Origin of the sequence: Halodesulfovibrio marinisediminis DSM 17456 (assembly GCF_900129975.1) — a bacterium.
Classification (GTDB): Bacteria; Desulfobacterota; Desulfovibrionia; order Desulfovibrionales; family Desulfovibrionaceae; genus Halodesulfovibrio; species Halodesulfovibrio marinisediminis.
Map to the genome: position 1 here is coordinate 751,917 of NZ_FSRG01000003.1, position 13,358 is coordinate 765,274.

Annotated in this window: 12 protein-coding genes; 6 read left to right on the forward strand and 6 right to left on the reverse strand. The window is 42.9% G+C overall.

Annotated elements, in window-relative coordinates:
* Positions 1 to 2: 2 nt before the first annotated feature.
* Together xerD and BUR09_RS03660 are read right to left on the reverse strand one after the other, a co-directional pair.
* Complete coding sequence (gene xerD, locus BUR09_RS03655; RefSeq protein WP_074215575.1) at positions 3 to 920, reverse strand: site-specific tyrosine recombinase XerD; 918 nt, start codon at positions 918 to 920, stop codon at positions 3 to 5.
* Between the two features lie 15 nt (positions 921 to 935).
* The gene (locus BUR09_RS03660; protein ID WP_074215576.1) at positions 936 to 1,829 is read right to left on the reverse strand and encodes a sulfite exporter TauE/SafE family protein; all 894 of its coding nucleotides are present in this window, start codon (positions 1,827 to 1,829) and stop codon (positions 936 to 938) included.
* 267 nt (positions 1,830 to 2,096) lie between these two features.
* Between BUR09_RS03660 and BUR09_RS03665 the strand changes: the two genes are divergently transcribed.
* The 4 genes from BUR09_RS03665 (at position 2,097) to BUR09_RS03680 (ending at position 5,843) form a co-directional block, all read left to right on the forward strand.
* The gene (locus BUR09_RS03665; RefSeq protein ID WP_074215577.1) at positions 2,097 to 3,653 is read left to right on the forward strand and encodes a methyl-accepting chemotaxis protein; all 1,557 of its coding nucleotides are present in this window, start codon (positions 2,097 to 2,099) and stop codon (positions 3,651 to 3,653) included.
* Positions 3,654 to 3,869: 216 nt separating this feature from the next.
* Positions 3,870 to 5,036 (forward strand): LL-diaminopimelate aminotransferase, encoded by a 1,167-nt coding sequence (locus tag BUR09_RS03670; protein WP_074215578.1) that lies wholly within the window; start codon positions 3,870 to 3,872, stop codon positions 5,034 to 5,036.
* A gap of 8 nt (positions 5,037 to 5,044) precedes the next feature.
* Positions 5,045 to 5,521, forward strand: a complete 477-nt coding sequence (folK, locus tag BUR09_RS03675) for a 2-amino-4-hydroxy-6-hydroxymethyldihydropteridine diphosphokinase (RefSeq protein WP_074215579.1) — start codon at positions 5,045 to 5,047, stop codon at positions 5,519 to 5,521.
* 22 nt (positions 5,522 to 5,543) lie between these two features.
* Positions 5,544 to 5,843, forward strand: coding sequence for a transcriptional regulator (locus tag BUR09_RS03680; protein ID WP_074215580.1), 300 nt, complete (start codon positions 5,544 to 5,546; stop codon positions 5,841 to 5,843).
* An 891-nt stretch (positions 5,844 to 6,734) separates the two neighbouring features.
* Here BUR09_RS03680 and BUR09_RS16800 read toward each other — a convergent pair.
* From BUR09_RS16800 to BUR09_RS03695, 3 genes are read right to left on the reverse strand one after another with little or no spacing between them, the layout of a single operon-like run.
* On the reverse strand, positions 6,735 to 7,649 hold the full coding sequence (locus tag BUR09_RS16800; protein WP_074215581.1) for a lysophospholipid acyltransferase family protein: 915 nt from the start codon (positions 7,647 to 7,649) through the stop codon (positions 6,735 to 6,737).
* A 9-nt stretch (positions 7,650 to 7,658) separates the two neighbouring features.
* Positions 7,659 to 8,291, reverse strand: a complete 633-nt coding sequence (locus tag BUR09_RS16805) for a lysophospholipid acyltransferase family protein (RefSeq protein WP_084539311.1) — start codon at positions 8,289 to 8,291, stop codon at positions 7,659 to 7,661.
* Positions 8,291 to 10,051, reverse strand: a complete 1,761-nt coding sequence (locus BUR09_RS03695; protein ID WP_074215582.1) for an ABC transporter ATP-binding protein — start codon at positions 10,049 to 10,051, stop codon at positions 8,291 to 8,293. Before BUR09_RS03695 ends, BUR09_RS16805 begins: the two co-directional genes overlap by 1 nt.
* 122 nt (positions 10,052 to 10,173) lie before the next feature.
* Here BUR09_RS03695 and yedF point away from each other — a divergent pair, with 122 nt between their 5' ends.
* Complete coding sequence (gene yedF, locus BUR09_RS03700; RefSeq protein WP_074215583.1) at positions 10,174 to 10,776, forward strand: sulfurtransferase-like selenium metabolism protein YedF; 603 nt, start codon at positions 10,174 to 10,176, stop codon at positions 10,774 to 10,776.
* A gap of 3 nt (positions 10,777 to 10,779) precedes the next feature.
* Positions 10,780 to 12,666: a pseudouridine synthase gene (locus BUR09_RS16520; protein WP_084539312.1), complete on the forward strand. Its 1,887-nt coding sequence runs from the start codon at positions 10,780 to 10,782 to the stop codon at positions 12,664 to 12,666.
* Between the two features lie 48 nt (positions 12,667 to 12,714).
* Here the strand turns inward: BUR09_RS16520 and lolA are convergent, their stop codons facing one another.
* Positions 12,715 to 13,347 (reverse strand): outer membrane lipoprotein chaperone LolA, encoded by a 633-nt coding sequence (lolA, locus tag BUR09_RS03710; RefSeq protein WP_074215584.1) that lies wholly within the window; start codon positions 13,345 to 13,347, stop codon positions 12,715 to 12,717.
* Positions 13,348 to 13,358 lie beyond the last annotated feature (11 nt).

A 13,358-nucleotide genomic window follows, 5' to 3' on the forward strand; every position in this document is an offset into this window, starting at 1 on the left:
GCTTACATCCTTGAACGAGGGTGGAATTGCTTGTGAATTTGTCTGAGTCGGTCTGCTTGAACATGGGTGTAAATTTCTGTGGCAGAAATGTCCGCGTGTCCTAGAAGAAGCTGAACAGTGCGCAGGTCAGCGCCGCCATCCAGCAGATGCGTTGCAAAGGAATGTCTGAATGTGTGTGGTGACACACTCTTATGCACTTCAGCTTTCAGCACATATCGTTGCACTAGTTTCCATATGGCCTGTCGAGTTAAGCCCTTTCCGGAACGGTTAAGGAATACAAAATCTTCAATGGGGGCAAAATGTGGTCTCCAGTCACGCATGTACAACTGTAAAATTTGCATAGCTGCGTTGTGCATCGGGACAATCCTATCTTTTGATCCCTTACCATGTACTCGTAGCAGCCCACTTTGCAAATCAAGATCAATTGGCTTTAACTTAACACATTCTGTCACTCGCAGACCGGAGGCATACAGTAGTTCAAGTATAGCTCGATCTCTGAAGCCCAGCTTCTTTTTTATATCCGGTTGTTCAAGTACTGCTTGAACTTCTTCAACAGATAAAACGTCTGGCAGGGTCTTTGGAAGTTTTGGATTTTCTAAATATTGTACAGGATTCGCGTTGAGGTAGCTTTCGTCAAAACAGTATCGGAAAAAGCCACGCAACGCCGAGAGATGACGTGCAAGGCTACGGCTATTTAGTCCACCTCTGCGTAAGTGCATGATGTAAAGGAAGATGGATTGGTCTGTAACATCTTCGACATTATATCTCTTTTCTTCAAGGAAAAGCAGGAAACTACGTAAGTCTGTTTCGTAGGAAGTAAGGGTATTTTCAGAAAGCCCACGAGTTACAAGAAGGTATTGAAGGTAGCTGTCAACAAATGGATGACTGACTGCAATAGGTTCATTTGGCTGGGTGTTCATTATGTTTGCCCGTAATTAAAAGAAGTATCCTAAAGTATATTTACCCGCTGTAAACAGGATAAAAATCGTAAGAAGAATTTTGAGTGTAGTTGCAGGAACATATTTCTGGCAAAGTGCGCCAAGATACATCCCACCAACACCGCCTACTCCGAATAATATGCCTAAAAGGTAATCTGGAGCAATTACTTGTGTCGGATAAATGAAGGCAAGTAGCTGATATATTCCGACTCCAGCAATGGATGTCACAAATGTACCCATAAGGCACGCGCCGGCGACGGTATAAACCGGCAAGCCGAAAAAGGTGATGAAGAATGGAGCGATAATTGCGCCGCCGCCTATTCCATAGATACCACCTACGATTCCTACCACAAAGGTAAGAAAAAAAATACCGAGAGTAGATGCGGAGTACGTTTCGTTTTGGAAAGAGTACGAAATACGCTTGAGGGAAAATTCAAGAGTCTTTGTTTGTCCAAGCAGCTGAGGAGCTGCTTCGAGATTTGCTTTACAATGCCTGGCAGTGAGGATTGATTTTAAGAGTCGTCCGCCGATGTAAAGCAATACTCCGCCGACGAAAAGTTTAAAATCTGCTGTATTGGGCAGGTAGGTTACACGAATAATTGCTCCGATTAAAACTCCGGGAAGGGTGCCGGCAACAACGGCCCACGTTAGCGGCCACACCATTCGGCCTTCACGCATATAGCGTAGAACCCCGCTTGGAATAGCAATAATATTGAAGAGTTGATTTGTTGCACTTACCGAAGGGGGTGTATAGCCTAGAACTGACATTTGAAACGGCAGCAGTAAAAAAGCCCCAGAAAGTCCGCTCATGGACGTGAAGAAGGAAATAATAAAGGCTACTGCAGGAGGAACCAACGGGTGGACTTCAATGCCGGCAACAGGAAACAGCATACGTTCTCCGTTGTAAGGGTGAAAATGTCATAAGTTTAAGCTGTGTTATTAAAGATGTTACACTATTCTCCGATAAGTGTGCAACACGTACCCACTCAGACTACGCCATATGTATTTACATTATGGCGTGCTCTAGGTTGGTGCAACAAGTAGTGTGTGCACTGTCTATTTTAGAAATGACGTTATATGCAACAGCTGCTTTGCATTGGTAGCATTTTTAATAATAACGTGTGCCTTCGGCAATATTTTTTGTAAGGAAGAAATAGTATGTGGAGTTCTAAAAAAATTCAATATCTCGCACTAAGTGGGCTTTTAATTCAAGTTGTATCTAGTATTGTTGTGTATGCAACAACTGGTGCGATTCCAATTTATTTTCTTATTTCTTCGTTAATGATACTTGCTGTTTTTTTTGTGACGTATCTTGCAGCTTCAGCTGTAGATTTAGACAGTAAAAAGTTACAAGATTATCTTTCTGAAATTTTACAAGATAATTTTGATGCACCGTATCCAAACTTTGCATCTCAAAATGTCAATTTTTCTTTGATTAAAAATCTTATTGAAGAGTTAAAGCGGGAGAAAGGCGTTCTTTTAGGCGTTATTAAAGGACTGCCTGTCCCATATCTTTTTGTTGATGCAGAAGAAAAGGCATTATTCACTAATCAGGAATGTATGGACATGCTTGAGATAGATGGTTCTCCAGAATCTCAATATGGAAATACTCTTGGTGAAATTTTCTATAATGATAAAACACGCGAAACCGCTGTAGGCCAGTCTATTAAAAGCGGAAAGGTATTTAAGAATCTTGAAGTGACAATTAATGGACACAAGGGCGGGCAACGTCATGTACTTGCTAACGTGTATCCGCTTTATAATATGGATAGAGTCTGTGTTGGTGGATTATGTTTATACATTGATATGACAATGCTTAAAGAACATGAAGAAAGCTTGGTGGCTCAGCATGAGCTTATTGCGGATTCAGCAGAAAAAATTGCTGTTATTACAGACAGACTGACTGCGTCTTGTTCTGAAATTTCTTCGCAAATCGATGGATCATTGAAGCTTTCTGTCACCCAGCAGAATGGCACTACAGATGTAGCTGCTGCAATGGAGCAAATGAACACATCTGTGGTTGATGTAGCTCGAAGTGCTAACGAGGCATCCGAGTTGGCAGAATCTACCCGAAGCAGTGCAACACAGGGCGTTGAAGTGGTTCAACAGTCTCGAGATGTTATTACCAAAGTACACGAACATGCCTTGGAACTGAAAGGTGATATGCATGAACTGGGTGGACATGCTGAATCTATTGGTGACATCATTAGTGTTATTAACGATATTGCTGATCAGACAAACTTACTTGCGTTAAACGCTGCAATTGAGGCTGCAAGGGCTGGTGAAGCCGGTAGAGGCTTTGCGGTTGTTGCTGATGAAGTCCGTAAGCTTGCAGAGAAAACTATGCAGGCAACAACAGAAGTAAGTAGAGCGGTTGATGCTATTCAGATTAGTGCCGAAAAATCAATTGCTTCTACCGACTCCGCTTCTGATGCAATTGACGAGAATACTAGGCTTTCAGCTGACTCAGCAGCAGTTCTTGATACTATCGTTAGTATGGCAAATGCTACTGCTGACAGAGTACAGGAAATTGCAGCAGCGGCAGGCGAACAATCAGCTGCAAGCGATCAAATTTCTGCTTCAGCTACGCATATCAACGAACTGGCAACCGAGAATGCAGCCGCAATGAATGAATCTTCCGTTGCAGTTGAAGATGTTGCTCGGCTTGCATCTGAATTAACTGTACTTGTAGCTGAGTTGCAAGATATTAAGTAGAGAGTCGCGTGTTGTCTAAATCTTGAGGTAGGGTGATAAATAGCTGGCTCAGAGCAATTCTGACTGACTGCTTTGTTGACCGATAATCATTCTCAAGGTATAGACACAAAAAGCGTAAAAGCTATTTGATACGACTATGTAAGGAACAGAGCTTATGGCAGAGCTCTTTTTTCCCGACCGGTAATGGGATATATACCTTAAGGAGAATGCAAAGCTATGGCAGAGTTCAAGCTTGCTGACCGTTTGGCCGCAGTGCCACCGTATCTGTTTGCACAGATCGATAAAGTTAAGGCTGAAGTAGCCGCTCGTGGTGTTGATATTATTAGTCTCGGAATTGGCGATCCGGACACACCTACACCGCAGTTTGTTATTGATACCATGCGCAAAGCGCTGGATGATGCGGCTAACCACCAGTATCCTTCATACATTGGCATGAAAGAGTTTCGTACCGCTGTTTCTGACTGGTACAAAACTCGTTTTGATGTTGACCTTGATGCAGATAACGAAGTGGTAAGTCTTATTGGCTCTAAAGAAGGTATTGCACACTTCCCGCTCGCTTTCGTTAACCCGGGCGACCTTGTCCTTGTATGTACCCCTAACTACCCAGTATACGGCATTGCGACTGAGTTTGCTGGTGGTAAGGTTCAGTACGTACCACTTTTGGAAGACAATTCCTTCCTTCCTGATCTTGATGCTATCGATGAAGCAACTTGGGAAAAAGCCAAGGCTATCTTTATCAACTACCCGAACAACCCGACTGCAGCTACTGCAGACGAAGCGTTCTACAGAAAGCTGATTGATCTTGCGAAAGCATATAACGTAATTATTGTTGCAGACGCAGCGTACACTGAAATTTACTACGACGATAACAATAAACCTCTTTCTATTCTTGAAGTAGAAGGTGGTAAAGATGTTGCGATCGAGTTTAACTCCTTGTCCAAACCATACAACATGACCGGTTGGCGTGTAGGTATGGCTTGTGGTAACGAGCAGCTTGTTCGTGGTCTCGGTAAAATTAAAGAAAACGTAGACTCTGGTATTTTCCAGGCTGTTCAGCTTGCAGGTATCACCGCGCTGCGTGAAGGTGAGCCATTTGTTGCAGGTCTTCGTGACATGTACAGAGGTCGCCGTGATATCGTTGTTAATGCTCTGCATAAAGCTGGCATCAAGTGCAACATTCCAGATGCGACTTTCTACGTTTGGTCTCATGTACCAGACGGATACACCTCATCTGAATTTGTTACTAAGGTTCTGGAAGAGACTGGCGTAGTTCTTACTCCGGGTAATGGTTTTGGTGCTCCAGGCGAAGGGTACTTCCGTATCTCTCTTACAGTAAATGATGAGCGTCTCGAGGAGGCGGTATCTCGTATTCAGAACCTGTAGTTGCATTTATCTGCCTTGGCTCAAACATGGGCGATACGGATGCCAACCTTGCAAATGCCATAGCTGAAATTGATTCTCTTGAAGGGGTCTCAGTGCTGAAAAGTTCTTCAATTTTTCGTACCGAACCGCAAGACAAGAAAGATCAGTCATGGTTTGCAAATCAGGTTGTCTCTGTCGCATGTTCAGAGTATGTAACTGCGCATGACCTTTTGAACAACTTACTGGAAATTGAAAGCAAGCTTGGTAGGGTGCGTGAAGAACGCTTCGGCCCGCGTGTAATTGATTTGGACGTTTTGTTGTTCGGCAATGAAGTAATTGAATCGGAAGACCTTATTGTACCGCATCCGCGAATGACGGAAAGGGCATTTGTGCTTGTTCCGTTACAAGAGATTGCACCGCAGTTGCAGTTTCCAGATGGCAGGGGGCTTGAAGAAGTTCTCAGCAAGCTGGAGTACAAGGTAGACGCTGATCAGATCTGGCAATAATTTATCGTAAGGGAGAGCTCGCGTGATCAAATGGGTAGTTCTTTTAGTTTGTGGTTGGCTGCTTTTTAAGCTTGTTACTAATGACAGCAAGAAAAAAACAGAAAAAAAACAGAAAGATATGGAAAAAAAGTTTGCGACTGGTGATATGGTTAAAGATCCAGTTTGTGGCTCATTTGTTTCAATTGATCAGGACATTCGTGTCCGTGATGGGGAAACAATCCATCGTTTTTGCAGCTACGAATGTAGAGACAAGTTCATAGCCCGTCTTGAAGAATCTGGTCGAGCGATTCCTAAGGAAAATAAAGAAGAGCCAATTGATTAGTTGGTAATGATAAAATGAACCGGAAGCCTTAATTGGCTTCCGTTTTTTTTTATTTGATTAAGAATTCACAGTGACGCTTGTGTGGAGAGATGTTTTGTCGGACGTGACTAGAAATAGACAAGTTCGAAACGTGAGTCTTTGCAATGGAGCTAAAGATAGTTTTGGTAATTATGTCGAGAAGTCGAACTTAGCTTAGCAGATGATGCAAATTGAAGCTGATTAGCTTAGTTCTTAGAAAGTATATTTGATTGCTTTGCATCGTTTAAGTTGCACGTTGCGACTTGGTATTTCCATAAAAAGAATAGCTGGGACATTTTGAAGAGTGTTTTTTTACTCTGAAAAGAAAAAGAATTTGGTTAAGTCCTGATAGATCAGTTCATGTGCACGGAGATCGATTTTAGACCAAAAGATGAATAAAGAGCTTAAAGCAAAAAAAGAAAGGCTTAAAAGGCACAGGATAAGTTTTCAATTTTTTGCTTAGAGGCACGGAGAATTCAATAGGAGAGAAGGTGTATTTTTACACCTTATTTAATGTCTCATAATGTATATTATGTTAACTTTGATATTAAAATGCTAAGATATTCTAGATTGTTACTGTTCTGTGGATAATTGTGAAACAATCGATAAATGTCTTTTTAGAGTTTTGCTTCAGAATGCCCTTTTAAGGCTTTTTTTTGAAAAATGAGGGATAAGGCTACAGTGTTTAAAAAAAGGTGTGTCTGGCTGTAGCCCTATACTGTTTTTCAGATGAAAAAAGGAAATCCTTGAAGTAACAATTCAAGGATTTCCTCTTGTCGGTATGCTCGGTGGTTTCATCTGATGTGACGTTGATGAGTCCGGTGAGGTTAATTGATCGGAATAATCAATTAGAGAAGGAATAGTCGTTACGCCCTATTTTTGATCATTTCGTGGAAGTATGAAGTCATCAGTATTAGGCTGAGTCTTCCATCGATTATGCATCCAGAACCATTGCTCAGGGTGCTTACGTACAATTCTTTCAATTGCGTCTGTGTAGAATCGTGTAATTTGCTGAAGCTTTTCTTCACGGGTTCCTTCAAGTTTTGTGGTGTCGAGAGGTTCTTCAATAATGAACGTATAGCCCCCCTTCTCGTTACGAATAAGGAAGGTCGGTACCACAAGGGCTTTGCCGCGTAAGGCTAAAAACGCAGGGCCTGAATTGACTGCGGCTGTCTCACCAAGGAAGTCAGTAAAAATTGCTTCTTTGCGTTTGGTGTTGTGATCTACTAAAAATGCTGCGATAGCGTTCTTTTTTAACGATCTCATAACCTTAAATACTGCATTTCTATGCGAAAGTACTTCAGCACCACGTCCGCCACGAAGTTTGAAAATGAGTTCGTTAATGTTTTCGTTTTTATTGGAACGGACAACTACTAATGGTTGTGCTTTGTTTGATACAGAGCCAATTTCTCCCAAAAGTCCGGCAAGAACTTCCCAGGCGCCCATGTGAGCTGTTGTGGCAACCATTGGCCTTTCTGTCTCGACAAAAAAAGAAAAACCGTTTTCAGGAGCTTGGATGACGAGATCTTCGATAAACTTTTGGTTTACTTTGGGTACAAGAAATATTTCTAAAAAAGACCGGCAGTTGTGCATGAAACTGTTTTTAGCAATAACTGTTGCTTCTTCGTAGCTAACGTCTAGATGTTTTTGGACGGCTTCTATAGCTAGCTTTCTTCGTTTCGGTATACTGTTCCACATCAGAGTTCCCAGTGCGCATCCAAGCACTTTGGAACTGTGGACTGTCATCTTTGTACCTAAGCTGTAAATTGCTGAATAAATTGGATTCACGTGCTATCCTTAAAGTAATTCTTTAAGTTTGTTTTCTAGACGCTGACGCTCCTTTTCAAGGTATTCTTCGCTCAGCTCGCCTTCTGGGAGGTCGTATGGTTCTCCAAAGATGATTTTTACTTTTGAGAACGGTAAAGGCACTTGAAATTTGTCCCATGCTTTTTTGAATACGTATGAATTTGACATAGCAATACGGATTGGGACGATCTTAGCGTTGCTTCTGTGGGCGAGGAATACTGCGCCCTCTTTGGCTTTGTGTCTTGGCCCTCTTGGCCCATCTACAGTGATGCATCCAAGGTGGCGTGAAGTTTTCATCGTTCTGGCGACTCTAAGCAGAGCCTTAACGCCTCCACGGGAACTAGACCCCCTGCTGGTAAGCAGTCCCAGTTTCTCAAGGACCTGAGCAAGCAGCTCGCCATCAGAGCTTTGACTGACAACAGCGATGATTTCGAGTTGTCTCCGGGCATGCATAAGTGGGAAAAGTTCATCATGCCAGAGGCAAGTAACCATAGGGGTGTGAGCATCCCATAGTTCATCCAGTTTCTCACGCCCTACTTCTTCAAAACGTAATGTTCTGCACCAGACTTTGTATAGGTGGTAAATAGTTGAAGAAATAAAGGGGATTGGTAACGGAATTTTCACTAAACGAGCTCCTTCTCGAACTGTAAGGAGTAAAGTCGCTGATACAGCGGGCTATTCTCAAGCAAAGACTCGTGAGTGCCCTCGTCAACAATTTCACCGTCCTTCATTACCAGAATTCGATCTGCGGAGATAATGGTAGAGAGACGGTGAGCGATTACAAGGCTGGTACGGTCTTTCATCAAGTTTTCAAGTGCTTGCTGTACAATTTTTTCTGACTCAGAATCAAGTGCACTAGTAGCTTCATCGAGAATAAGTAACGGTGCATCCTTTAATAATGCACGAGCAATGGTAAGACGCTGCTTTTGTCCACCGGACAAGCGCACACCGCGTTCACCAACAATTGTGTCGTAGCCATCTGGGAAATCAGTGATGAAATCGTGTGCAAAGGCCGCTTTTGCTGCTTTTTCAATGGCTTCTTTAGGACTTCCGTCTGAAGAATATGCGATGTTGTCTGCAATTGATGTATCGAATAGGAAGGCATCCTGAGAAACAATTGCAACGTTTTTGCGTAATGATTTAAGTGTGAAGCTTCTGGAATCAACACCATTAATAAGAACGCGACCCTCTTGTTGCTCGTAGAAGCGCGGCACAAGGTTGACGAAGGTTGTTTTACCGGCACCACTTGGTCCGACAATAGCAACTTTCTCCCCTTCTTTGATCGTGAGATTGATATTTTTAAGTGCTGGCTGAGTTGTTGCATCGTAGCTAAAGGTCACATTTTCGAAGGAAACTTCATGTACTCCTTCAAGTTGTTGTGAGCCGTCTTGTTCTACTAAGATCTCAGGAGAATCAAGGATTTCAAAAACTCGCTCGGCACCGGCAAGCGCTTTCTGGAGTGAGTTGTTTGCAGAAGTCAGTTCTTTCACTGGATCGTACAGCATAACGAGTGCTGCAACAAAGGAGAAGAATGTGCCTGCTGTTTGTTCACCAGCAATAACTTGAGATCCACCGTACCAAATGACGAGACCGATACCAAGTGCACCAATAAGTTCCATAATAGGTGAAGACATTTGCCCGACAATAGTTTGCTTAAGAGCAATTTGGGCAATGCGGCTGTTTTCAATACGGAAGTTTGATTTTTCGCCCTCTTCGTTCGCAAAGGCTTTAACAACACGGATACCGCTGAATTTTTCCTGAAGGAAAATGGTCATTGCGGAAATAAGGATCTGGTTTTTCTTACCGAGTTTTCTAAGTTTTCTGCCGAAATGAATGAACGGGAATAAGGCAAGTGGTAAGACAAGCACTGCCCAAGTGGCAAGGTATGCATCTTGATAGAATACAACAAACAACAAGCCAATCATTGTAAGGAGTTGACGTACTCCTTTAATTACAGATGGAAGGCTACCACGTATTTCTGCCACGTCGTTAACAACACGTGACATGAGCATGCCGACTTGTTGTTCCTCGTAAAACTTAAGAGGGAGGCAGATGATTTTATCAAATAATTCGTTACGCAGTCGTTCAAGCACCTTAAGGCCGCAATAGGTCATAAAGTAGTTTTGTCCGTAACGCCCTGCTCCTTTTGCGAGAACTAGAAGAAAGTATGCAAAAGGGATAATCATTAGATAATCAGTGTTCTTATTGATGAAAATATCATCAAGTGCCGGCTTAATAAGGTACGCGGATGCACCTGTTGTTGCGGCTACAACTGCCATTGCAATAATAGAGATGATGATGGAAGCTTTGTAAGGTGCAAAGTATTTGAGAGTACGTTTTAGAAGTTTACCGCTGTTTTTAGGCAGTCTTTTAAATTTTGCCATGAGTTGGGGGTCTCCACGAAAGGCTTGTATTAAGATGATCAATAGTTTTTTTGAAACTATATTGTTTTTTTCGATTTGACGACTTGCGGGTCTGCGTATCTATTAGTAAGAGGAGGCTCGCAATGAGTAATATTGAACTAAATTGTCTTTCCCTGTCCTGTCCTCAGCCTGTCATCCAGTGCAAAAAATTGATTGAACAAGAAGCTCCGTCTGTCTTTACTGTCTTGGTAGACAATGATGCAGCAAAAGATAATGTGGTGCGGTTCCTTTCTTCTAAGGGATATTCCGCAAAATCTGAGCAAGTTGAAGGCGGTTGGCGTATTCTTGCAACCGCATCTGATGCTGATGCCTGTGAGATTCTTACAGACGACGAATTGGTTTCGGTAGACAGTAGTATATGCGTTTTCATTTCTTCTGCCACTATCGGCAGAGGTGATGATGAACTTGGTGCTAAGTTGATGAAGAACTTCTTAGCGACGTTGCCAGAACTTGGCAAGTCTTTGTGGCGTATTGTAATGGTAAATGGTGCCGTTACCCTCGCGACAGAGGATAGCCATGTTTTGGAAGAATTGAAAGCCCTTGAAGCAGCTGGCGTAGATATTCTGGTTTGTGGAACTTGTTTAGATCATTTTTCCATGCTGGATAAGAAAGCTGTGGGCGAAACTACAAATATGCTGGATATCGTAACCAGCATGCAGGTTGCTGCAAAAGTTATACGACCATAATTTATGTCAGAACAAAATAAAAAGTTTTCAGAAGACCGACGCGGACGTCGGACTGGCTTTGGTGATCGTTCAGAACGTCACCAATCAGGTAACAATGCAGCTCGTCATAATAACGATGAGCGAACTCCTAAAAAGCGTACCGAACGCTCTTACTTTGACAGTAACGGCAAGTACCAGGGACGCCCTATCAGCGATGGTGAAAGCCGTCGTAATACCTATAACGACCTCCCCGGTCGTGCATCATCCGGTAAATCTTATCGGAAAGACGAGCGCCGTGGAGACAGAGACAGCCGCGAGAATTTTGGTTCTCGTAACCGTGGTGAAAAGTCTGACTCAGGTCGCCGTTCTTCCCGTAGTGAATATAAGGGCCGCCCTGTAGACCAGAATGAACGTCGTCGTAATGACTTTGATCGTTCAGAACGCGTTGAATCACGTCGCACAGATCGTGATTTCCGCGGTGGAGATCGTCAGCGTGATTCTCGTAGAGAGGATTTCCGCAGCCGTGACAACCGTGACCGTTTCGACTCCCGTGATCGTCAAGGACGTAATGATTCTTGGAACCGAAATGAACGTGGCGAACAGACTGGTTCAGATCGTCGCCCGTCTCGTGGAGGTTATCAGGGACGTCCTGTTGAACGAAATGATCGTCAGCGTGATTCTCGTAGAGAAGATTTCCGCAGCCGTGACAACCGTGACCGTTTCGACTCCCGTGATCGTCAAGGACGTAATGATTCTTGGAATCGAAGTGAACGTGATGAGCAGACTGGCTCAGCTCGTCGTCCGTCTCGCGGTGGTTATCAGGGACGCCCTGGTGAGCGTGGTGAAAAACGACGTAATGAAGAGCGTGACAATTTCCGTCGTAGTGACCGCGATTATCGTGGTGGTGATCGTCAGAATAATTCCCGACGTTCATCTTCTGAGAGAGATGATAGACGTAATTCTGAAAAACGTCGTTTTGAGAACCGTGATCGTAATGATCGCTCTGGCCGTTTTTCTCATACAAAAAATGGTGGAAATGAGCCTCTTAGAAAACATCATCCACGCAAGGATTCTACCGAAGGTGATTCCTCACGTGAGAATCGTCCGTCACGTCCTGAGAAAAAGCCATTTGTACCAGCTAAGCCAAGTGTACCAAATTTAAATGAACCGTTGCGTATCAATAAGGCTCTTGCCTTTGCGGGGATTTGTTCTCGTCGCGCAGCTGATGATTTAATTGCTCAGGGCGTTGTCTTTGTTAATGGCGAAAAGGTTGAAGAACCGGGATTGAAGATTACTCCTACTTCAGATGTACTTGAAGTAAATAGTGAGCGTGTGGTTTTTGATACTGAAAAAGTTGAGCCATTATACGTTCTTCTTCATAAACCTGTGCAGACAGTTTGTACGGCAAATGATCCAGAGGGGCGCCCTACTGTTCTGGATATTCTGCCTGAAGAATTTAAAGGAAAGCGAATCTTCCCTGTTGGTAGACTTGATTTCTTCTCAACCGGCCTTTTACTGCTGACAAATGATGGTGACTTAACCTACAGGCTTACCCATCCGAAGTGGCATCAGAATAAGGTTTATCGAGTACGTGTTCGTGGCAATGTGCCTGAACAGGTTCTGGAAAAATTCCGTAAAGGCATGATTCTGGAAGAAGGTGATAAGCTTGCTCCTGTTGAATGCAAAATTATTGCTCAAGATGAAGGGAATACTCGAATTGAGATGGTGTTAACTCAGGGGGTTAACCGTCAGATTCGTCGTATGTTCCGTGATGTTGGGTTGACGATACTTAACTTACATCGCGTCAAGATTGGACCAGTTCAAATTGGTGATCTTGAAAAAGGTGAAAGTCGTGAATTAACTCAGGAAGAGTTAGCTCAAATTTATGAAGCAACCGGACTGAGTAAGTAATTCAAGATAGTTGATAAAAAAAGCGAGTGGAATTCCACTCGCTTTTTTTTATTTTTTGGTGTTGTCTTCCACCTCTACTCCGTTAGGTGGAGTGAAGTTGAAGACAAGGTTGTTTATCGACTTATTAAACTGAACATTTTTAAAGGTTATGTCATTCACGTTTCCATAAAAGTCGATGATTCTGAGCCGAGTAATGATCCCTGATGATTCATCAAGCCATAACTCTGCTTCAGTCAGGTTTGCTGTTGGTTCTTTAGGAAAAAGAAGGTACTTTCCTTTTGTTTCCCCATCTTCTACGTAGAAATTATTATCAACCTTTGCATCACCGAGAAGAAAACTTAATGCATTTTGGCTTTCTTCTGCTACGTCGCGTGGGTATTTATATACTACTTCTTCATCTTCAAGGTAATTCCAGACAGCATCTTTGTTTACAATAAGCAGTTCGTTGAAAGGCTTGCTTGTTACCCAGCGTACTAGTTCTGGGCGTTTGATAACAAAGTTGCCAGTACGAACTTCTTTTCCACCACTATCTTTATGAATAAGTGTCTGCACAAAGTCTGCTGTTACGGTCTGTGCATTTCCGTATGTTTTTGTGAGAATTTCAAGTCCTGCATTTGCAGTACTTGCGAAGGTAAAAAGAAGACAACAACTCAGCATCACTGCTGTAAGTTTACGATTCATATTGTATCCTA

What these genes read in the sequence shown, in the direction of transcription:
- xerD (WP_074215575.1), bottom strand. Translation starts at nt 920, where the DNA reads ATGAACACCCAGCCAAATGAACCTATTGCAGTCAGTCATCCATTTGTT.
- BUR09_RS03660 (WP_074215576.1), bottom strand. Translation starts at nt 1,829, where the DNA reads ATGCTGTTTCCTGTTGCCGGCATTGAAGTCCACCCGTTGGTTCCTCCT.
- BUR09_RS03665 (WP_074215577.1), top strand. Translation starts at nt 2,097, where the DNA reads ATGTGGAGTTCTAAAAAAATTCAATATCTCGCACTAAGTGGGCTTTTA.
- BUR09_RS03670 (WP_074215578.1), top strand. Translation starts at nt 3,870, where the DNA reads ATGGCAGAGTTCAAGCTTGCTGACCGTTTGGCCGCAGTGCCACCGTAT.
- BUR09_RS03695 (WP_074215582.1), bottom strand. Translation starts at nt 10,051, where the DNA reads ATGGCAAAATTTAAAAGACTGCCTAAAAACAGCGGTAAACTTCTAAAA.
- yedF (WP_074215583.1), top strand. Translation starts at nt 10,174, where the DNA reads ATGAGTAATATTGAACTAAATTGTCTTTCCCTGTCCTGTCCTCAGCCT.
- BUR09_RS16520 (WP_084539312.1), top strand. Translation starts at nt 10,780, where the DNA reads ATGTCAGAACAAAATAAAAAGTTTTCAGAAGACCGACGCGGACGTCGG.
- lolA (WP_074215584.1), bottom strand. Translation starts at nt 13,347, where the DNA reads ATGAATCGTAAACTTACAGCAGTGATGCTGAGTTGTTGTCTTCTTTTT.